We start from the raw sequence: 20,242 nt of genomic DNA, 5'->3' as shown, positions 1-20,242 counted from the left end.
TCGAGGTGAACACCACTATCGACCGATCGATCACCCCGGGGATTGGAAGAATGTTCCCCAAGCGCGGTACCGATCCCGGGCGATGGCAGGCAGATTGTCCGCGTGCAGCGTCCCCGGTGTGCGGTCCGCGAAGATCGCCACATCCCGGCACAGATGAGCCTGATCGGTGTACCCACACACCGCGGCGACGTCGGCGGCGGGCCTGCCCGTCAGCAAACCGGCGACCGCGCATCGGAATCGGACCAGCATCGCCGCCCGTTTGGGGGTCAGGCCGATCTGGGATTCGAACCTCGCCCACAGCCGTTTACGGCTCCATCCGAGGGATTCGGCGAGCTCACCGACCTTCACCTGGCCACCGGAGGCGAGTATGCGATGCCAGGCGGCGATCACCTCGGGATCGGGCGTCCGCATCGGCCTGTCGCGCTGCACCAGAAACGATTTCGTCGGCGCGAACCGTTCCTCCCAGGACCCGGCGTCGCCGAGTTGCTCCCGCAGTCGCCGAACCTCGGATCCCCACAGCTCCTCCAACGGGACAATGCCACGGCCCAGATCGGTCGCGGCGATACCCAGCAGGGAGTGCGCCCGGATCGGCGACAAGCGAACCTCCACGCACTCGGCCTGCCTGCTACGAATGCGCATGGCCGCCATGGGAAGTCCCACGACGAAACCGCCCGAAGTCTGCCGCCCACCCGCGTCGTCCACAATCAGCTCGCGACCCCCGAACTCGATCACCACGGCGACCGCCGTCGTCGCGGCAGCCCGCAAGTCCAACCCGGCGCCGGCCACATCGCGGTAGCCGATGATCGCGGCACCCGACGGCGCGGCAGCGGACGGACCCGCGAAATCCCATCCGACGCCAGGCCCGCAGCCGATATCCGCAACTCCCACCCGGTCCAGGCTACGGAAACGTGAAAACCCTGCGCAGCACCCACACGATGGATGTCGGGCGCACGTTGCGGTTGGACAACAGCGATGGGCGCTGGAAGTTGTCCACGGTCAGCGCTCACCCCCGACAAGCAGCGGACCATGCGCCGATCACGCAAGAGTCTGCGGGAATACCCCCGACCGGGTCGATTAGCCGAAAGATCGCTACCTGAGGGCAGCGGGATTAGCTGAATGTTTCACATGCGGCGCGCAGCCGATCGTGAACAGATATGTTTCCCAGATGAGCACGCCAGAAACCGTGTTGCCTGCCACGGGAACCCGTCGCCGTCTGACCTACCCGATGTTCGCGCTGGTCGTGATCGTCTACCTCGCGATCATCCAGCTCGGCGGTCTGCTGATGACCGAGCTCACCGGCGAGGACGATTTCCTCTCCACGCGCGCGGTGTTCTTCGGCATGATCATTCCGTTGGGTGTGGCCCTTGCCTTCACCTACGGCGTGATCGCCTACCTGGGCTGGTTGCGGCCGGTCTTGCATGACGACCGGCCGACCCGGTCGTGGGTGCGGATCGTGCCGATCGTCTTCATCGTCGCGATCGTCTTCGGCATCAACTACAGCGCGCTGGCGGACAAGGGCCTGCTGTATGTGCTGGTGCTGCTGATCGCCACCCAGTTCGTCGGCTGGGGTGAGGAAGGCATGTTCCGTGGCATCGGCGTGCTGGTGTTGCGCGATCACGGGCTCACCGAGGGCCGGGTCGCGTTGTGGTCGAGCATCGTGTTCGGCGCGGTGCACCTGGCCAACGGGGTGACGCACGGTGTCAGCGCACTGCCGCAGGCGATCATCGTCAGCCTGGCCGGGTATTTCTTCTACCTGACTCGCCGGGTCAGCCGCGGCAACACGGTCAACTCCGTGCTGCACGGCCTGTTCGACTTCACCCTGCTCACCGGAACGGTCATCCTGGCCGACCAGACCATGTATCTGGGCACCTTGCTGCCGATTCTGGTCTACCCGCTGCTGGCGATCGTGCTGCTCGTCAAGCGCCACAGCATCGAGCCGGCCACGGCCACGGCTTCCTGACAACGGCGAGGAATTGGTAAAACATCAGCGCGAGTCCGAACGGGTGTGCCGCTACCGCAGAGACGAAACCCGTTCCCCCGCACCGCCGCCCGGTTTGCGGGGGACGGGTCCGTGCGGCATGTTTGCGGGTAGGTCCGCCGGGGGAACCGGACGGCAACTGGCCCAAGCAACTCGACCAGGAGCAGCACATGCCCGGAGCAGTCCCCCACACCGCACTGACCCACATCACTGTGGGTCTGGGCTGGGATCCCGTGCGCGCAGGCAAGTTCCGGCGGCATCCGAAAGACATCGACCTCAACGTGGCCGCGCTGTCGTTCAGCGGAACCCGCTTCGCCGACATCGCCTTTCACGAACAACTGACCTCGCGAGACGGCGCCATCCGCCACCTGGGTGACAGTCTGGACGGCGTCGGCGACGGAGACGACGAGATCATGGTGCTCGACCTGACCCGGCTGGCCCCGGACATCACCACCGTCGTGCTCCTCATCACCTGCTACACCGGACAACGATTCGAACAGATCGAGAACGCCTTCACCCGCGTCACCGACAGTGTCACCGGCACCGGACTCGCACGAATCGACCTGGCCACCGCCCGCTCCCACACCGGCCTCGTCCTCGGCACACTGCACCGCACCGACAACGATTGGCAGTTCACCCTCATCGCCGAGCCCATCCCGGCAGAACACGTCGTCGACGCCGTCCCCCACCTCACCACCTACCTGAGCTGAACCGCGCGAGTGGTCACCGGCTCGAGGCGTCTGCCTGACCGCAACTCGATGTCGCACTCCGGCGCAGCGCGTGTGTCAACAGATCGGCAATGGGAACGCGCACGGTAACTCGTACCGAAGGAGCCCCCGTGACCAGTCGCCAAGATCTCCCAGCTCCCGAACAGGGCCTGATCCTCACCCATTTCCTGACTGTGCGCGATGTAGCCCGCTCGCGCGAGTTCTACGCCGATATCCTCGGCGGACAGGTCGTACTCACGCAGAACCCGGCCATCGTCAAGGTCGCCAACAGCTGGATTATCATGAATCCCGGCGGTGGACCCACTCCCGACAAACCCGACATCACGCTGGCCCCGCCGACGACCGGCGAGGTGGTCTCCTCGTTTCTCAACGTCCGGGTAGCCGACATCGCCGCCTTCTATGCCGACGCCACAGCCAAAGGCGCCCAATTCTTGACCGAGCCGCTGGACCGCAAAGCCGAAATACGATGCTACCTGCGCGACCCCGACGGCTACCTGATCGAGATCGGTCAGGCCACCGGGATGCTGGAGGGCATCTTCGCCGACATACGACCCGAGGACGGATAGGCCGACCCAGCCGCCGACCAGGGGGCGCGCCCCCACGACAGCCGAACACCGGGCGACCACCTGGATCCCGATCACTGACCGGTTCGCATCGAGATTCATGACCGGACAATGGAATTCGCAACCATGGGTGGAAGTCGAACACCCGCCTGAGGGTCTTACCCCGGGATATTCTGGAGGTATGAGTACCCCGGCGGAGGTCCCGCACCCACCGGTGGCTGTTTTCCGTGAACCGAGGGCAGGGGGAACCGTCCCGAATCTGAACGTTCGCATACAGGCTGAGGCGCAACGGACTGCGACGGCATTGGACGAGGTCCCCACCCATGCCGGTCCGGTCGAGCGCACCACAGCGCTACAGCGGGCCGCTGCTGCGGCCGGCGGGTTGGTCGACGCCCTAGCGGCGGAGACCGCGATGGTGGTTGGCGAGGATTTGCCTGCCGAGTCGGTGAGTCAGTCGTTTTTCCGAGTCCGTGAAGTGGACTTGTCCGATCAGCAAGCAGCCCTGCACGGTGCTCTGGTCATCCATCGCGGTGTGCGGGACCTGGGCAGAGCCCCGCTCTCGGGTGCCGATTTGGCGATGGAGACCGCGGGTATGCGGCAGGCCGTACTCGACCTCACCGGCGCCGCAGGAGCCGCCGGACGGCCTCTCGGCTTCTCGACCACTCCCGAGATCTCTGACGAAGTCTCGTTGGAGGACGAGTGGACAGCCCGTTGGCTCGTCGGGCACCAGGTCCACGTTCTGTTCAACATTTGCGCAGCGGTCGCAGTGACCGACGCCGCGCATCATCTGCGCCACGGGGCGGGTGAGGCCGCACTGGCACGGCTCGAACACGCGACCACCTACGTGCGTGGGTTTCCCGCTGCGATGATCCACGCCAGCACGATTCCGGTGGACTACTATCTGGCGGCAGTCCGCCCCACCATGCAGCCGCCAGAGGTTGCGACCCCGCTGAGTGGCCGACAGCACCGCGGCTACAAAACGTTCCGTGCCGCGATGAAAGACCTGCTCAAAGTTGTGCCCGACACCTACGAGCAGTTGGTTGCGCGCGATCCGGAACTCGCCGATGCCCGGGACGCGCTGCTCGAGGCCGACCTCATCGACAGCGAACGCCATGTCACCCTTGCCTATTCGATGGTCCGGCTACGCCGTTCCATCGCGCAGCTGCCGACCGGCCCGGACAACGCAGTCGGCGAACTCCGGCTGATGCGGCACCGGCGGGCTGCCCAGTACGCACCGTTGATCCGATTCGGGGACCACTACATCGCCGACGCCGTGTCAGCCCTACGGCACGGATAGTGCAGTCCCTTGCGCCGCTGGTGTGCTGGATGGGGAGAGAGCGTCGATGCACGAAAACACTGACACCGTCGACTTCGCCGACCTGGAGTTGACTCCAATCGACACCACCGAGATCGACCGGATCGCCCGTACCCTGTGCACGGGAGACCAGGACCGGGTCGACGACCCTGCGTGGGTCGCGCGGGCCCGTCATTCCTGGGATGCGTTGCCGCTGAGGCTGCGTCGCGGTGTTCGGCAGTTCCGCCGGCACTCGGGACCGCTGGGGTCACTGGTGATCCACGGCCTGCCGGTCGACGAGACGATGCTGCCCGCCACACCCTCGACAGCGGATTCCGTGCAGCGTGCGGCAGTCGTCTCCGCTGCCGTTCTCACCATGATCGCCTGCGGGCTCGGTGACCCGGCCGCGTATCTGGCCGAGAAGTCCGGTGCCCTCGTGCAGGACGTCGTACCGGTGCGTGGCAAGGAATCCTTCTCGGGGAACGCCGGTTCGGTGCTACTGACCTTCCACAACGAGAACGCCTTCCACCTGCACGAACCCGACTATGTGCTGCTGTTGTGCCTGCGCGCCGATCACGACCGGATTGCCGGTCTGCGTACCGCCTGTATTCGGCAGGCACTGCCCCTGCTCAGCGCAGCGGCCCGGGAAACGCTGTTCGCACCAGAGTTCATCACCGCACCGCCACCGTCTTTTCCCTCCGACAACGCCGTGCGCTCACCGCAGCCGCTGCTGTCGGGCGCGGTCGACGACCCCGACATCCGGATGGCCACGATCGCGACTACCGCGCTGACACCGCGCGCCGAGGCAGCGCTGACCGAATTCGGCCGAGCCTGCAACTCTGTCGCCCGTACCACGGTGCTCACACCCGGCGATCTGGCCATTATCGACAACCGGGTCACTGTCCATGGCCGCACCGCCTTCCAACCTCGCTACGACGGCGCGGACCGCTGGGTGCAACGCACGTTCGCCATCGCCGACCTGCGCCGCTCACGCGACCACCGGCCACACGACGGATACATCCTCACCCGATGATCCGGGGTTCCCGCACAACCCGGCGCGTTCAGCCGAGCGGTCAGCGGGCGAGCATGGCGGCAGCGACCTGGTCGGCCGCGGTGTGCCGCAGGGCGGTACCCATGTCGTCGAGGACGAGCAGTCGCGCCGCGGGGATCTCGGCGGCGAGGGCCTCGCCGTTGCCGACCGGGAAGAACGGGTCGGCGCGACCGTGCACCACGAGCGTGGGCATGTCGAGCTCACCGAGCCGCTCCCGCCATCGCGGGGTGCAGTCGATCCGGGAGAACACCATCCCGAGCTGGTTCGCCTGGTGCACCGCCGGATCGCTCGACGGTGTCCGGTCCCAGATGCGGGCCGCCGTCACCCGCGCTTCCTGCGGATCGTTGCCCATCTGCTCGGCACCGTCGGCGGCGAACGCCGCGACGGCCTCCCGGTCGGTCCAGTCCGGCCGCGGGCGGGAGAACAGCGCGCCGATGACCGCGGCGTCGTGGTCCGGTAGGTCCTCGTCGACCGGGCCCGGCCCCACCGGCCGGGTGCCGACGAGGGTCAGGGCGGAGAACACCTCCGGGTAGTCCAGCGCGGCGACCTGGGCCACCATTCCACCGACGCCGACCCCACCGAGATGGGCGGTCCGGGCACCGAGCACCCCGACCAGCGTGGCCGCGTCGGCGACGAGATCCCGTAGGTCGTATGCCGGATTCTCCGGGTCGATGGTTGTCGACGCGCCGCAGTCACGCAGGTCGTAGCGGACTACCCGCCGCCCGCACGAAGCGAGCCGCGCACACAGCGCGTCGGGCCAGGACAACATCGTCGTGCCGCCGACCAGCAGGACCAGCGGATCGTCCTCGCGGCCGAAGCTCTCGATGCCGAGGTCTACACCGTTCACCCGCACCGAGGGCATGCCAGATCGAAACGGTCTCGCCATGCCTGGGCTCCTGTCTGTCGGTCTATCCAGAGATATCGACGACGGATTCACCCGAAAGTCATCGGTGCAGCCGAAATCAGGCGCAGCGGCACGGCCCCGACAGCGACCACGTTGCTCGACCGGTCGATCGACAGCGCACTCGGCGACGGGTGAGACAGCAGGCTCAGGCGCGTAGCAGTGCGGCTTGGACCTGTCGCAGGCGGTCGACGTCGCCGCGGAAGCCGGCGACAGCGTCGTTGTACAGGAATGCTTCCCAGAGCCTGACCAGCGCATAGGCCAAGGTGGCGCGTTCGATGGGTGGTCGGTAGCCCTGCTCCTCGGCGCGCTCGATGAGACCCTCCACGATGGCGACCGCGGCTTGGTGGACTGGACCGTCGCTGCGGGTGATCAGGCGCAGCGCCCCGGTGGACTCGTTGTCGAAATAGGTGCGCAGCGAATCGTCTTCGACCAGCCAGTGGATGCAGCGATCGAGGATCTCGTTGAGGCGTTCGGCGCCGGTGGCGTCACTGGTTCGGTCGGCGTAGGCGACCATCCGCTCGAGCTGGCGGGCGATCGCCGCGCCGAGCAGCCCGTCGCGGGAACCGAACCACCGGTAGATGCTGGTCCGGCCGAGGCCGAGCTGGGCGGCGATGGCGTTCACGTCGACGCGATTGCCGGACAGGAAGACCTCCACCGCGGCTTTCAGCACGTCGTCGCGGCTGGCCGCGGCCGGGCGTCCCGGCGCTCTCGTTCCCTCGGCTCGCGTCACATCGCACAGCATAAGTGCTCCTTCGCGGCTACCATTTGATACATAGGGATCTCTGTGTAACATACTCGACCATGCAACTGGCACTCACCGAGGACGAGCTCGCCTTCCGCGACGAGCTGCGTGCTTTCTTCCGGGACGAAATCCCCGCCGACATCCGTAATCGAGCCCGGCACATGGCCGAACTCAGCAAGGACGACATCGTCACGACCCAGCGCATCCTGCACGCGCACGGGCTGGCGGTGCCGAATTGGCCGGTCGAATGGGGTGGCCGCGACTGGACCCCGATCCAGCGCCACATCTGGCACGACGAAATGCAGCTCGCGTCGGTCCCGGAGCCGCTCACGTTCAACGCCAACATGATCGGGCCGGTGATCGCGCAGTTCGGCTCGCAGGAGATGAAGCAGCGCTTCCTGCCCGCCACCGCGAACCTCGACATCTGGTGGTGCCAGGGCTTTTCCGAGCCCGACGCCGGTTCCGACCTGGCCTCGCTGCGCACCGTCGCCGTGCGTGACGGCGACGAGTACGTGATCAACGGCCAGAAGACCTGGACCACCGCCGCCCAGAGCGCGGACTGGATGTTCTGCCTGGCCCGCACCGACCCGGACGCGCCCAAGAAGCAGGCGGGCATCTCGATGCTGCTGTTCCCCCTGGACTCCCCCGGTGTCACGGTCCGGCCGATCGAGCTGATCGACGGCGGTTTCGAAGTCAACGAGGTGTTCCTGGAGAACGTGCGGGTGCCCGCCGATCAGCTCGTCGGCGCCGAGAACCAGGGCTGGACCTACGCCAAGTTCCTGCTCGGCAACGAGCGCACCGGCATCGCCGCCGTCGGGCAGACCAAGGTGCGGCTGTGGCTGGCCAAGGAATACGCCAAGCAGACCCGGCTCGACACCGGCACCCTGCTCGACGATCCCGTCTTCGCCGCCCGCATCGCCGAACTCGAAAACGAGCTGCTGGCACTGGAAATCGTCCAGATGCGCGTGGTCGCCGGCTCGGCCGACGGGGCGCCCAACCCGGTGTCCTCGATTCTCAAACTGCGCGGCACCGAACTGCAGCAGGCCGTCACCGAACTGTTCGTCGACATCGCGGGCCCGGAATCCCTCGCCGCCGAAGCCGACACCGCGGACTGGGCGCGCCGCAGCACCGCCACCTACCTGAACTACCGCAAGACATCGATCTATGGAGGATCCAACGAGGTGCAGCGCAGCATCATCGCTTCGACGATCCTCGGACTGTGAGGCACTGCCATGGATTTCGAACTCAGCACCGAACAGACCATGCTGCGCGACACCGTGCGCAGCGTCCTGACCCGCCACTACACGCCGGAACGTCGCGTCGAGGTGATCGGCACCGAGCTGGGCTGGGACCCGCGGGTGTGGTCGACCTTCGCCGAGATCGGCCTGCTCGGCCTGACCATCTCCGCCGAGGACGGCGGCATGGGCACGGGCCCGATCGAGACGATGCTGGTGCTCGAGGAACTCGGTCGCGCCCTGGCACCGGAACCGGTCCTGGACTGCGCGCTCCTGCCTGCCCTGATCATCGGCCGGGCCGGTACCGAGACCCAGCGCAAAGAACTGCTGCCCAAGATCGCCGACGGCGAGTTGCGGCCGGTGTTCGCCCACGCCGAGCCCGGCACACGGTGGCCCTCCACGCGCATCGGCACGCAGGCGTTGCCGCACGGTGACGGCTGGCAGCTGTCCGGTCGCAAACACCCTGTCGCCTACGGTGACAGCGCCGACCGGCTCATCGTCAGCGCGGCGCTGCCCGGCGGCGGCACCGCACTGTTCCTCGTCGACCCCACCGCACCGGGCGTCACCAGGACCGGGTTCCGCACCCACGACGGCAGGCGCGGCGCCGACATCGAATTCGACGGCGCGGCAGCCGAATTGCTCGGCACACCCGACGATGCCGCCGACCTCATCGCCGACGTGGTGATCACCGCGCAGGCGGCACTGGGTGCCGAAGCGGTCGGGGCGATGGCGGAAGCGCTGCGGCTCACCACCGACTATCTCGGCACCCGCAAACAGTTCGGGGTCGCGCTGCGCAGTTTCCAGACCCTCACCCAGCGTGCCGCCGACATGTACGTCTCGCTGGAACTGGCCCGCAGTATGAGCCTGTACGCGTCGATGTCACTGGCCGACGGGGTCGCCGATCCGATGGTCGCCTCCCGCGCGAAACTGCGGATCGGGCGCTCGGGCAGGCACATCGGGCAGGAGGCCATCCAGATGCACGGCGGCATCGGCATGACCGCCGAATACCCCGTCGGGCACTACACCGCACGCCTGACCGCCATCGAGCACACGCTCGGTGATTCGAGCGATCACCTGCGTTACCTGGCCGGTCACGTCGCCGACCACCAGCTGGCCGAGATCTGAGGACACTGCTCGACATCGCCGCCGCGGCGATGTCGAGCAGCTCCCCGATCACCCCCGGACGGCGACCGCGTCCACCTCGAACAGCATCCCGGGCAGCGCCAGCGCGGCAACGCCCAGCAGGGTTTGCACCGGCGGCCGGTCACCCCAGATCTCGGCGATCTTCTTGCCGAGGATCGTCAGCTTGTCGAGGTCGTGCTCGACGATGAACGTCCGCAGCTGCGCGACATCGCCGTAGTCGAGCCCGGCCGCCCGCAACGCGATCCCGAGATTGCCGAACGCCCGATCGACCTGCCCGGCGAAATCCGTGGTCGTCGTGTGCCCGTCACCGTCGGAGTCGTACTGACCGGCGATCAGCACGAGCTCCCCGGTCACGCGTGCGACATGGCTGTACCCGAACCCCGTCGGATCGTGCAGCTCGGCCGGATTGATGATCTCCACAGACACGTGTCTCTCCTGTCGTCGCGAACGGTTCGCACCGAGATGACGACGCAGGCATCGCGAGTGTGACAACACGGGCAGGCCGGCTGTAGCGCCACTCCGGGCATCAGCCTTCGATGATTCCTCGATGCGCGGTGACGGGGACACCGAAAGAAGCGGCATCTTGGGTGACCCCCAGCCGCGGTCGCCCGACCTGGATCGATCGAATGGCGACACGGCCACCCGCCGAATTTCTGCGGACGTTCAGCGTGAGGTGTCGCATCTGGACACTGCCGGTCCAGTGCACCTCACGCTCCGGAGAGTTACTCGTGACCAGCCTGGTCGGATTGTTGTGACCCTCGATTGAGCCGTTCACGAAAAACGCGTCGGGTATGTAACTACCGTCAGGGCGACCGAAATAGATGTCGATGGCATCGATCACCTGGACGCTACCGAGGTCGATGTACAAAGTACCGCCGTACTGCCCGACACAATCCGTCTCGCTCTGGTAGTAGGTGTCGAGATTCCCATCCAGCATGTTCTCCGGCGGATGCTCGGGGTCGACACCGATGCTCGCTGTCGGATCGATGAGCCGGGGCAAGTCCACGATGAGGTTGCCGAGCGCCCGCAGGCCACCGCGCACGGTGAGGTTGCCGACCTCGAGGTCGGGTACGCGGACGGTGACGGTGGTCGACAGTATGCGTTCGACCGTGTTGTTGCCGACCTGGATGGTCGCGCGCAGATAGAACACAGTGGTGTGGGTGACAGTCTTGACCGTGAACGTGGTCATGTTCATGACATTGATGTCGGCGACGTCGTAGAGCAGCCGCAGTGAGGAGACACCGCTCGCCTCCCAGTTGAGCTTGACCGAGCCACGGTTGTCGATCACGAGTTCCTCGGCGATGAAATTGTCCACGTGGAAACTCGCCGGGAATTTGCCGATGTCGAATTCTGTGGTGTCGGTCGCCCACGGATCGTCGTAACCCGCTTCGCGCCATTCGATGTCGATCCGCAGCACCGCGTTACCGACTACCTCATTGATCCGCATTCCCATCAGTTGCACGGTCACGCCCTGATCGCGGCCGATCTCGGCGTGACCGGAAGCGGGTGTGAAGGTGATCGTCTTGGTGGCGGTATTGGTGGTCGGTGTCCAGTCCGGCAGGCTGATCTGGGCGGAAACGCTGGTGAGGTCCGGAGTCAGGTCGGGTGAATTGGTGCCGGTGGGGACAACGACGGTGATCTTGCGGCATTCGATGGCCGACGCGCTACGGCGGCTGCCCACCAAAATGATGTCGGCGCGCTGCGGGTCACCGCTGGACGGGGAGATGCGGACCGGGTCCGGGTTGGTGTTGAGATCGAAATGCAGTGGCGCGCTGCTACTCACCGAACCGTCGGTGGCTGTCGTCGTGGGTGCGGAGTACTGCGGGATGGTAGTCATCAGCGGGCTCCTTGGTTGTTGTGGTTGCGGCTGTGCTCGGCCGCGTCGCTGAGCACCAGAAATCCGGAGCGAATCTCGGGGTCGGCGCCGATCGGCAGGGAAGCGGGATCGGGTGCGACGACGGGCAGTTCGGACCAGTCCGTGGTGTGCTGCTCGGCCCACGACCAGGTCCCGGTGACGGTCGCGGGTTGGGGCAGTACGGCCGCACCGCCCTCGGTGGTGCCGATCAGCAGCGGCCCGGCGCGGAACGCCACAGCCATTTCGGCGAGTGCGGCGTCGGTGAATCGCTGTGGGACGAACACCGATTCGACCGGGAGGATGTCGGTGGTGGCGTGCACCGCGGCGCGCGGATCGGCGAGGAGGGTGAGGGTGGCGTCGCTGTCGCCGGCGAAAGCGAGCCGGATGCGTTCCCCTTCGCCGATCGGGCGAAGGTAGCCGCCGTGCTCGCCGGTCGGGGCGAGGACCGTCTCGAAGTGCTCGTAGTCGTCGTCGAGGACGTAGCCGACCAGGCCGTCGTCGGTTTGCTCTGCCTCACCGAGGCGAACGAACCACCGGTACCCGGGCATCTGCGGCGGCGCCGGGTTGAGCACCTGCTGCCAGGTGACATCGGTGCGGACCGGGCCGCACAGGCGCAGGTCCAGGCGGGCGCGGACCAGCGCGAGCGGACGGCCGAGCAGGAAGCCGAGCGACTTGTCTTCCGGACCGTCCGGGTCGATTTGGGTGAGAGTTTCATCGATCAACGCGCGCACCGAATCGAACACGGCCGGGCCGCGCTGTTTGATCGCGGCCAGGAACTGGTGCGCGTGCGGATGATCGGTGGCGAGCTGGTCGAAGTCCAGCACCGGCGACTCCGGCAGCGCGGTCCATGTGACGATACGTTGCCCGTTGGGGGACAACACGACTCGCAGATCACCGAGCACCTTGCCGTCCGGGGCGTAGCAGGCCAGCGCACGATCGAGGCGGTTGTGCACCAGCCATGCGCAGATCGGATTGGCGCCCGCGCTGAGTTCGACGTCGGTGTCCGCGGTCGCGGACAGGAAATCGAACCGCAGTTTGGCAGGTTGCAGAAGACGCGGGCCGAGTTCGACATAGCGGTCGGTCTGGATCTCGCCGACAGCGTGGTCGGGTGTCATGGACAGGGGTTTGCGGAGCCTGTCGAAGTGCAGTGGATTGTCGATGAGGTTGACGGCGCGACCGAACCGATCGACCACGGACAACCGGGTGAACATCAGATGCCCGGATCGCAGTTCCTGGAAGTCCGACGGCTCCCAGTCATCCCATTCGAACACTGGCTGCGGCCCGGGGTCGGGGGCCGAGCCGACGCCGGAGCCGATCAGGTCACCGATGGCGCCGATGGGAGTCCGGTTTCCGCCCGCGAGCCGCTGGCCGACCGCTTCGCTGAGCCCGTCCAGACGCTGCGACAGTTGATCCAGCTCGTTCAGTTGCTCGCGTACCCCCCGAAGCAGCGACTCGGGGAGATCGTCGCGGCCGTTGACGTAACTGTCGAGCTTGCCTTCCTGGTCGTAACCGCTGACGGGGGCCAGCATCTGGCGGCCGCTGACGGTGACCGCCGCCTTCAGCTCCCCCTCGCCCTGCCAGCGATAGCGGGTGCCGTCGAAGTGCCAACGTTCGGCGCTGCCCTCGATGAAGGGGATCGCGGTGTATTCGGCTTCCCACATCAGGTACAGCGGCTGCCAGGGCTGGCGCCACAGCGCGGTGCCGTACTCGGGCAGCGTTCCGGTGGCCCCGTCGAGGCCGACGCCGGTCTTGCGGGCCTGATCGATGATGAAGAACTCGGTGACCAGGGCGCGCATCGGACCGGGCAGGCCGGTGACGTTCACCTTGTTCACCTCGCCGGCCACCGTCGTCGCGGTGATCGACCCGATGGCGGTGACGAGGCGTTCCTCCACCCGGCACGGCAGATCCGAGCCGCGGGTCAGCGGCGCGTTCAGGTTGGCCCCTGCCAGCATCAACACCGGGTCGGCGTGCTGCTCGAACGGCTCCTCCGGGGAGCGCTGTAGTTCCAGCGTGGCCCGCAGGCCGTGCTGGGTGGCATAGTCGGCGGCTCGGGCGGCCAGCTCGTCCGCCGTTGTCGCCCAAGGGATTTCGCCACGCCGCGCGGCGACATCGGCGACCAGGCCCTTGACCCGGCACGCGGTGTGTCTGCACTGTTCCGGATCCGCGCACCGTTGCGGATCCAGTTCCGCGGCGATCCGACTGGCGAAGAAGTCCGGTTGTTTCGGTTCCTGCGACAACGACCACAGCACGTGCAGGCGCTGTTGGAGGGCGTGGAGTTCGCGTTCCTTGTCATCGAGATCGCGCTGGGCGCCGTTCAACTCGGCGACGACCTCGGCGGCACGGGCGGATTCGCTCGCCCGCTCGGCGGCCGACAGCCCGGCGCGGCCCTGCTCACCGCCGCGGTCCACTACACGCCAGGTGAAACCGCCTGGGACAGGGGCGAATCCGGAACGGTGTGCGGCGCGTTCGGGAAAGAGATCGCCGTCGACGCGGTCGTACTCGTTCAGCACGCCGAGGGTGAACGCGCTGTAGAGCCGGGCCGCGTCCTCGCTGAGCGAGTTGGTGCCGCCGGTCTGTTCCTGGAGCACACCCGCCGCCTCCGCGGTGCTGTTGCCGATGGCCACGGCGATGTCGGCGGCTCGCGGACTGTCGGACGGGTAGACACCGCCGTCCGGGCGCCAGTCGATGCCGAGGGCGCTACCCGAGTACACCGAGCGGCGCGGGCTACCGAAGGTCGAAGCCAGGGTCCACTCCAGATTCGACATCAGTGCGGCGAAGGGGGTTTCGGCGTTGTCCCCGACGACGAGAATGTCGGCGGCGGGATCGGAGTACCAGCCGAGGACCTGGTAGCTGAGCCGGTCGTCGCCGTCGAGATCGGCGAGGGTGTCGTGGATGGAGAAGACGTTCTTGTTGTACGGCTGGAACGCGGAGAACGTGAGTAGTCCCGGCCCGAGCGCGGTCAGGAACGGGATCCCGCCCGGCTCCTGCCACGGCTCGCCGGTGGTCAGCTCGACGAGCTTGCCGATCTTGGTCGCGGTGGCGGATTCGGCGTGCGGATCCAGGTAGGACACCGTGCCCTCGCGGGGGGCGAGGAAGTCGCTGTGCACAATCCACGCGCGCACGCCGCCGTTGGAGCGGCGCGTCACCAGCCAGCGATTGGGCACCAGCGGGAAATCGCCGATCTCGCCGGTGGTTTCGTCCTGGTGGCCCTGGGTGAGAGCCTCGGGCAGCTGCCACTGCACGTACACACCGATCCGGGAGGCGTCGCCGCCCCAGATTTCGGTGCCGGCGAAGGGCTGCGGTTCAGGGGCGACGTTGTCGTCGACGAACGGCACGAAGTTGGCGATCCAGCGCTGCATGACATAGGTGCCGTCGGTGTCACGGGTCTGCGCGTTGACCGCGAACGCCGCGACCTCGACAGGGACGACGAGCGTGTCGTTGGGCATGGTGGTTGCCTCCGGGAGATCGGATCGGGTCAGGACCGGTCGAAGGTCTGGATCTGCGGCCTCCGGATCATCTGCAGCGCGAACTGGGCAGGAGACAGCGTCGGCAAGCTGTGCAGGGCGGCAAGCTCGGGCACGAGCTTGTTCTCGATGTCGAGCACGTCCCCGGTCGGCCGCAAGAACCGCCCGAATCCGGCAGGGTCGGGGAATTCGCCCATGCCCGAACCGATGTCGCCGGTCAGCCTGCGCAGTTCGATGGTGCCGACGTCACCGATGCCGAAGTACAGCCCTTGCGGCGGTTCCGCGATGGTGAAGGTGTCAACGACCTCCGGGTAGAGCAACAGCAAGACGCCGTTGCCGAAGGTCGCCCGCCTGCTCGGCGCGATCTCCCGCTCACCCCGGAACGCGCTGTAGATGGTGCGTGGCCAGTTCGGGACGAGGGAGGAGCGGATCAGCACCCCGCACGCGGGTGGCGCGCTGATCTCGGCGGCGAGCGCGTTCAGATCGGCGTCGAGGGCGTGGCCTACACCGACGCTCAGCGCGCCGTCCACCGCGGCCCGCACCCAGCCGTCGTCCACGTAGCAGAAGCGAATGCTCTCCTGCGGCAGCATGCGCGGGTCCGGCACCAGGTGCTCGAACGGCAACATCTCCAGTGCGGCAAGACGATTCAGCCACTCCTGGACCGGATCGAGTTCCTCGGTCACCGCGGCCCGCAACACCGCGCGCGTTTCGGCCTGCGCGATGGTGGCGCGCAGCCCGGCCGCCGTCAACGCACCATTGCCGCGGGTGGCCCGCACGGCGGGGCGGATCGGCGCGGCGGCCAGATCGGCGCCGGTGCGACCCAACGCACCGGCGAGCCGTGTCTCGAGCAACTGATCGAAGTTCGCGCGAGCCCGGTTCCGCAACACCGCACGGCCCGCGGCCTCGACGCTGCGGCCGGTGACCAGGCCGGGGTGCGCGCTGATCCGGCGAGCCGCGCCGCGTGCGGATTTTCGGAATTCCAGCAGCCGGGACCGGAAGGGGCCGTCGGCCATGGCGAGGGCGCGGCCGAGGCTGAACGCGCTGGCATATCCGGTATCGAAGATTCCCCACTGCTCCAGATAGACCAGTGCTTCTCCGGCCGATTCCAGCCGGGGCGCCGCTGGGGTTGGCAGTGCGGGGGCGGGTTCGGCGGTGAGGGGTCCGCGGTAGAAGCTGACGGTGCGTTCGCCGGATTCGAGACGCTGGCCCAGCACGCCGGCGCCGGAGCGCAACCGCCGGATCGTGTCGTCGTCGGCGGATCCGGCGGCGAGCGGAACTCGCAGCGCCAGATCGGGTTCGGCGGCCAAGTGCTGCACGAGATCACCGAACCCGATGCCGGAGTCGTCCAGCGTCTCGAAGGCCCACGCGTGCAGTGTGACCAGGCGCAGACCCTCGCTCGGCGGTGTGCCGGTGAGGAACGGGTGGAACCCTTCCAGCGAAACCAGGTGAGCGACATGCCTGCCCGCGGTCTGGGTCGGGAATCGGCCGGTGACGACGGTGGCGTTGAGGTCGGCGAGCTGGGGTTCGGGATCGGTGCCGCGCACATGGTCGGCGTCGGGCGGCCCGCCCTCCCTGATGTGGGCGAGCAGGGCGAGTTCGGCGACGGTCGGACGGATCGTGGCGAACACCTCGGCGGGCACGAGGACACTGCTGCAGGCCATGTCGGCCTCGCCTTCCATCAGCGATTCGGCGGTGATGGACGGTGGTTTCCCCGGCCCGGCGTCGCCGTCGAGCAGTTGCCGGACCGTGGAAATGGTGACCTCGCCGACGGCCTGCGGGTCCTCGGGTAGCTCGTCCTCACGAAACAGCAACAACGCCACCCAGGGGACGCCGTCGCCGTACGAGCCGAGCAACCGCGCCCAGGGCAGACCAGCGGCGTCGAGGGTGATGTGCGGCAGGATCTGGCTGTACTTTCCGACGGCTCCCGGGACCGGGTAGCAGCCGTGGATCTCGGAGCCGCCCAGGGAGAATCTCGGCCCGCGTACCCCGAAGTTCTGCTGTCGGGTCGGCAAGTCGGCGACGGTGTCGATGTTCTGTTCGACGCTGAGCCGGTACTGGCCGGCGTAGAGCGAGGGGATGCGGTGGTCCAGGAAACGGGTGCGATGACTGGTGATCGGCATGGCGAGCTCCTCTTCTCGGGGGACACTCGAACCGGGCGGATTCAGTTGGCGCGAACCAGCATCGGCTCCGCGGTGAATGCCGTCTGGCATGCCACCGAGTAGCCGGACAGGTCCTCGTCGAGCGCGCCGACGTCGAAACCGAGCGTGGTGAGCTGCTGGACGAGGTGCGCTCGCGCGGTCTCCTGCCGCGGCGCCGCGATGGTCGCGGCGATCGTGGCGATGACACCACCCGGCCGTTGCGGGATGGCACCGTCCGGTGTCGCGTCGGGATCGAGGTGCAGTGCGCCGTCGGGGGACACGTCGTCGAACTCGATCGCCTCTTGGTCGATGAACCCGGTGGAGGTGCCGTGCTTCGGTGCGGGCGAGGTCATTCGGACGCCCAACAGCTGATCGGACACCACCTGGTCGCCGTCACCGGGCAGGGTGCCGGAACTACCGGAGCCCCACAGTTCGGCGGCGACGGTGGCGGTGTGTCGGGCGCGCACCCATTCGCCGAGGTCACGCGCGGTGCCGTCGAGGGTGAGTTGCACGCGCTGGTTGCTCGTTACGCCGCGCCACCGGGTAGGGCGCAGATTCACCGTGTTGCCCGATTCGGCGGGCGCGCTCCCGGTGCCGAGATAGATCTTGGTGAGCGGCACCGTGGTGTCGGTGGTGAAGGTGAATCCGCTGGCCGACACCTCCCAGTAGTCGTTCGCCGGGGTGCGGGTCGCGGGGTGCTTCTCGACCAGCAGACCCGCCCCCGGCAGCACCCGCACATTGTTCTCCGCGGGCGGAAGCAGCGCACTGAAGCCGGGCCAGTCGAGTTCGTTGCTGGCACCGGCGCGACCGTTGCCGAAATTGATGGTGAAGGAGATGAACCACAGCTTGACCTTCGCCTTACCGCCGGTCGGTGGGCCCCAGACCTCCAGCTGCACCCCGATTTCCACGGTGATCGTGACGCGGACGAAGACGATTTTCACCGACGCGGACACGCCGATGGACACCCGCAGTCCCACGTCGAAGTAGAACGGCTTCCACTGGATCAGCGCGTCCACCTGTGCCGTGCACCACGCCCGCACGACGCCGGAATGGAACCGGATGGCCAAGCCGCCGCCTGCCATCGCCGCGCCCGGGGTGATCGCCAGATAGGCGTTGCCGGAGATGGTCACCGCACCGGTCAGATCCCAGTCGAAGCCGACCCTCGGCTGGGCCGGATATTGTTTCGGCGCACGGTAGTTCGGATGGAAGCCGCCGACGGAGAAGACGAAGTCACCCGCGTACGGGCTGGGACCGAACCAGGTGCGCAGCGAGATCCCGCCGCGCAAACGGCAATTCGGGTCGAACAGGAACGAGTCGCCGGTGAGGCCCGCGTCGAAGGCCAGTTCGCCCTGCGCCGGTTTGATCACCGCGCTCAACCCCACCCCGATCCGGGCATACTTGCGCCCGCCGCCCTTGGGGAGGTCGGCGGCAGCGGTGCCCATCAAGGCGATGGTCAGCTCCTCGCCGGTCTGCACCATGGCCAGCAGTCGTCCCTCGATCAGCTCGGCGAGCGTGAAGCCGACCCCGGCCGCCACCCACAGCTCGTCGTCCTGCGCGGTAATCCACGGATTGGACGTGAGGGTGAGGGTACGCAGGATCTCGACCGGATCCTCGCTCTCGCCACCGATGGCCCCGGGATCGCTGAGCGCCTTGACGAACGGGAAGTCGTCCAGTGCGGCGACCGCCGGGATGCGGATACGGCTGTTCCAGCCGAAACCCACCGCTACACCGGTCAACCGAATCGCCGGAATACCGATGCCCGGATTGCCGCCGATACCCGCGTAACCGAAGAACGACGGCTTCGCCGCCCCCGACTCCGGGACCACGTACGCGCCCGCGCCGGTGCCGTACAGCCCCGATTTCGCGCCCTTGAACGAGAACATCAGGACGCCGCCGATGATCGTCTTGTACGGCGATTGCGCGTTGAGCAGCCCGAGTGCCCCGGTGATCATCAGCGGGTTGTAGTCGTAACCGACATCGGCAACCGCGCCGTCTTCACTGATGGTCAGACCCCAGCGGCCGTTGCCGCGCTCGGAACCGGAACCGGTGCCCGCGAGCAGGACGAACCCGTCGGCGGTCGCGACCGCACGGACCGGCGGATGCACGAATCCGGTGCGGTGAGTCCTCGACTTTACGACCGGCAGCGCCCGGCCGAGGCCATCGCGCCGGGCAGGGTCGAGCTCGACGTCGCCGCGAGGTGTGGCCAGCGGCACCACCGTGCGGCGCGGGCGGGTCGGCGCGGCGGGCAGCAGCAGCCAGCTGCCCGGTGGCAGATCGGTGCCGAGCGGATCGGGCAACGCGCCGCGACCGAGCTCGATGATGCCCAGTTCGGCCAGCCTCGTCACAGCCACCGGCGCGTCCGTGCAGACGACGCGCCAGCCATCCGCCGCCACGGTGAACACCCGCTCGCTGTCGGCGTGCATCCGCACGGTCGAGCCGGGCCCACTGGCCGTGAGCACCGTGCCGGCCGCGTTCAGCCGGATGTCGACCTGCTCCAGCAGCGGGCAGGGCAGCTCAGGCAACTCGAAGCCGACGCATCTGGCCAGCAGGTCCGCGGGCGCTCCCTGCCCGGGCAGGCGCAGGTCCAGTTCGGCCGAGCTGTCGCCCTCGGCGATTCGGAGGGTGACCAGGGCGGCGATTTCGGAGAACGGGACCCGCGCGGTGCCCACCGCTTCACGGGTCCCGGAACCATTGGTCCCGAAACGCAACACCCCGTCCGGGAAGAGGGCCCGCAGCCCGTCACCGATACCGAAGGAATCGACAGGAACTTCGGTCGGCTCACTATCGCTTTCCTCGAGAAGATGACGCAGCCAATCGATCTGGACGCTCACAGCTGTTCTCCTCCGTGAGTAGCGAACTACGAAACAGCTTCCGCTCACCTCGTCGGGCAACACACGAGAAGGTGCTGCCGGAGGGTGCCATCGAGATCACGAGAGGTACTGGAACCCCGGTTCCACAGTGACTGGACCGGTAGGTCGCACGATCCGAACAATAAGCCACCACTCGGACCCGCGCACCACATTCCGGACAGGACGACACCCGCGTTCGCGTGTGGCGCGCACAGTCCTTCCACTATCCACCGCATCACCTTCGCCGCGCTCGCCAAGCGCCCGACCTACTGCCCGCGGCCGACCCGGATCGGGCGCG

Annotated in this window: 15 protein-coding genes; 7 read left to right on the top strand and 8 right to left on the bottom strand. The window is 67.5% G+C overall.

Features of this window, described 5'->3' with window-relative positions:
• Positions 1 to 30 precede the first annotated feature (30 nt).
• Complete coding sequence (locus IEY60_RS15685) at positions 31 to 888, bottom strand: helix-turn-helix domain-containing protein (RefSeq protein ID WP_229739861.1); 858 nt, start codon at positions 886 to 888, stop codon at positions 31 to 33.
• 277 nt (positions 889 to 1,165) lie between these two features.
• On the opposite strand from IEY60_RS15685, the gene IEY60_RS15680 reads away from it, so the two are divergent.
• The 5 genes from IEY60_RS15680 to IEY60_RS15660 all read left to right on the top strand — a co-directional run bounded on the left by IEY60_RS15680 (position 1,166) and on the right by IEY60_RS15660 (position 5,596).
• Positions 1,166 to 1,960: a CPBP family glutamic-type intramembrane protease gene (locus IEY60_RS15680; protein WP_189028671.1), complete on the top strand. Its 795-nt coding sequence runs from the start codon at positions 1,166 to 1,168 to the stop codon at positions 1,958 to 1,960.
• A gap of 188 nt (positions 1,961 to 2,148) precedes the next feature.
• Positions 2,149 to 2,688, top strand: coding sequence for a TerD family protein (locus IEY60_RS15675; RefSeq protein ID WP_189028669.1), 540 nt, complete (start codon positions 2,149 to 2,151; stop codon positions 2,686 to 2,688).
• A 128-nt stretch (positions 2,689 to 2,816) separates the two neighbouring features.
• Positions 2,817 to 3,272 (top strand): VOC family protein, encoded by a 456-nt coding sequence (locus IEY60_RS15670; protein ID WP_229739860.1) that lies wholly within the window; start codon positions 2,817 to 2,819, stop codon positions 3,270 to 3,272.
• Between the two features lie 97 nt (positions 3,273 to 3,369).
• Positions 3,370 to 4,566, top strand: a complete 1,197-nt coding sequence (locus IEY60_RS15665; RefSeq protein ID WP_505827564.1) for a 3-methyl-L-tyrosine peroxygenase-related protein — start codon at positions 3,370 to 3,372, stop codon at positions 4,564 to 4,566.
• 46 nt (positions 4,567 to 4,612) lie between these two features.
• Positions 4,613 to 5,596 carry a TauD/TfdA family dioxygenase gene (locus IEY60_RS15660; protein WP_189028663.1) on the top strand — a complete coding sequence of 328 codons (984 nt, stop codon included), beginning with the start codon at positions 4,613 to 4,615 and terminating at the stop codon, positions 5,594 to 5,596.
• A 40-nt stretch (positions 5,597 to 5,636) separates the two neighbouring features.
• On the opposite strand, the gene IEY60_RS15655 is transcribed toward IEY60_RS15660, so the two are convergent.
• Both IEY60_RS15655 and IEY60_RS15650 read right to left on the bottom strand, forming a co-directional pair.
• Positions 5,637 to 6,500 (bottom strand): alpha/beta fold hydrolase, encoded by an 864-nt coding sequence (locus tag IEY60_RS15655; RefSeq protein WP_373291718.1) that lies wholly within the window; start codon positions 6,498 to 6,500, stop codon positions 5,637 to 5,639.
• A gap of 163 nt (positions 6,501 to 6,663) precedes the next feature.
• Positions 6,664 to 7,248 (bottom strand): TetR/AcrR family transcriptional regulator, encoded by a 585-nt coding sequence (locus tag IEY60_RS15650; protein ID WP_229739858.1) that lies wholly within the window; start codon positions 7,246 to 7,248, stop codon positions 6,664 to 6,666.
• A 71-nt stretch (positions 7,249 to 7,319) separates the two neighbouring features.
• On the opposite strand from IEY60_RS15650, the gene IEY60_RS15645 reads away from it, so the two are divergent.
• Both IEY60_RS15645 and IEY60_RS15640 read left to right on the top strand, forming a co-directional pair.
• On the top strand, positions 7,320 to 8,483 hold the full coding sequence (locus IEY60_RS15645) for an acyl-CoA dehydrogenase family protein (RefSeq protein WP_189028658.1): 1,164 nt from the start codon (positions 7,320 to 7,322) through the stop codon (positions 8,481 to 8,483).
• Between the two features lie 9 nt (positions 8,484 to 8,492).
• Positions 8,493 to 9,620 (top strand): acyl-CoA dehydrogenase family protein, encoded by a 1,128-nt coding sequence (locus IEY60_RS15640; protein WP_189028656.1) that lies wholly within the window; start codon positions 8,493 to 8,495, stop codon positions 9,618 to 9,620.
• Positions 9,621 to 9,668: 48 nt separating this feature from the next.
• Here the strand turns inward: IEY60_RS15640 and IEY60_RS15635 are convergent, their stop codons facing one another.
• The 5 genes from IEY60_RS15635 to IEY60_RS15615 form a co-directional block, all read right to left on the bottom strand.
• Complete coding sequence (locus IEY60_RS15635; protein ID WP_189028654.1) at positions 9,669 to 10,064, bottom strand: RidA family protein; 396 nt, start codon at positions 10,062 to 10,064, stop codon at positions 9,669 to 9,671.
• A gap of 100 nt (positions 10,065 to 10,164) precedes the next feature.
• On the bottom strand, positions 10,165 to 11,475 hold the full coding sequence (locus tag IEY60_RS15630; protein WP_189028652.1) for a discoidin domain-containing protein: 1,311 nt from the start codon (positions 11,473 to 11,475) through the stop codon (positions 10,165 to 10,167).
• Entirely contained in the window at positions 11,475 to 14,939 is a 3,465-nt protein-coding gene (locus IEY60_RS35780; protein WP_229739857.1) for a hypothetical protein, read from the bottom strand. The genes IEY60_RS15630 and IEY60_RS35780 overlap by 1 nt, the downstream gene beginning before the upstream one ends.
• A 29-nt stretch (positions 14,940 to 14,968) precedes the next feature.
• Positions 14,969 to 17,077 carry a hypothetical protein gene (locus IEY60_RS15620; protein ID WP_189028650.1) on the bottom strand — a complete coding sequence of 703 codons (2,109 nt, stop codon included), beginning with the start codon at positions 17,075 to 17,077 and terminating at the stop codon, positions 14,969 to 14,971.
• 41 nt (positions 17,078 to 17,118) lie between these two features.
• The gene (locus IEY60_RS15615) at positions 17,119 to 19,926 is read right to left on the bottom strand and encodes a DUF6603 domain-containing protein (protein ID WP_189028648.1); all 2,808 of its coding nucleotides are present in this window, start codon (positions 19,924 to 19,926) and stop codon (positions 17,119 to 17,121) included.
• Positions 19,927 to 20,242: the final 316 nt, after the last annotated feature.

Origin of the sequence: Nocardia rhizosphaerihabitans (assembly GCF_014646295.1) — a bacterium.
Lineage (GTDB): Bacteria > Actinomycetota > Actinomycetes > Mycobacteriales > Mycobacteriaceae > Nocardia > Nocardia rhizosphaerihabitans.
The sequence above is the reverse complement of the archived record's forward strand: the minus strand, read 5'-3'. Positions and strand labels throughout refer to the sequence as shown.

What these genes read in the sequence shown, in the direction of transcription:
- IEY60_RS15680 (WP_189028671.1), top strand. Translation starts at nt 1,166, where the DNA reads ATGAGCACGCCAGAAACCGTGTTGCCTGCCACGGGAACCCGTCGCCGT.
- IEY60_RS15675 (WP_189028669.1), top strand. Translation starts at nt 2,149, where the DNA reads ATGCCCGGAGCAGTCCCCCACACCGCACTGACCCACATCACTGTGGGT.
- IEY60_RS15665 (WP_505827564.1), top strand. Translation starts at nt 3,370, where the DNA reads ATGACCGGACAATGGAATTCGCAACCATGGGTGGAAGTCGAACACCCG.
- IEY60_RS15660 (WP_189028663.1), top strand. Translation starts at nt 4,613, where the DNA reads ATGCACGAAAACACTGACACCGTCGACTTCGCCGACCTGGAGTTGACT.
- IEY60_RS15655 (WP_373291718.1), bottom strand. Translation starts at nt 6,500, where the DNA reads ATGGCGAGACCGTTTCGATCTGGCATGCCCTCGGTGCGGGTGAACGGT.
- IEY60_RS15645 (WP_189028658.1), top strand. Translation starts at nt 7,320, where the DNA reads ATGCAACTGGCACTCACCGAGGACGAGCTCGCCTTCCGCGACGAGCTG.
- IEY60_RS15640 (WP_189028656.1), top strand. Translation starts at nt 8,493, where the DNA reads ATGGATTTCGAACTCAGCACCGAACAGACCATGCTGCGCGACACCGTG.
- IEY60_RS15630 (WP_189028652.1), bottom strand. Translation starts at nt 11,475, where the DNA reads ATGACTACCATCCCGCAGTACTCCGCACCCACGACGACAGCCACCGAC.
- IEY60_RS35780 (WP_229739857.1), bottom strand. Translation starts at nt 14,939, where the DNA reads ATGCCCAACGACACGCTCGTCGTCCCTGTCGAGGTCGCGGCGTTCGCG.
- IEY60_RS15620 (WP_189028650.1), bottom strand. Translation starts at nt 17,077, where the DNA reads ATGCCGATCACCAGTCATCGCACCCGTTTCCTGGACCACCGCATCCCC.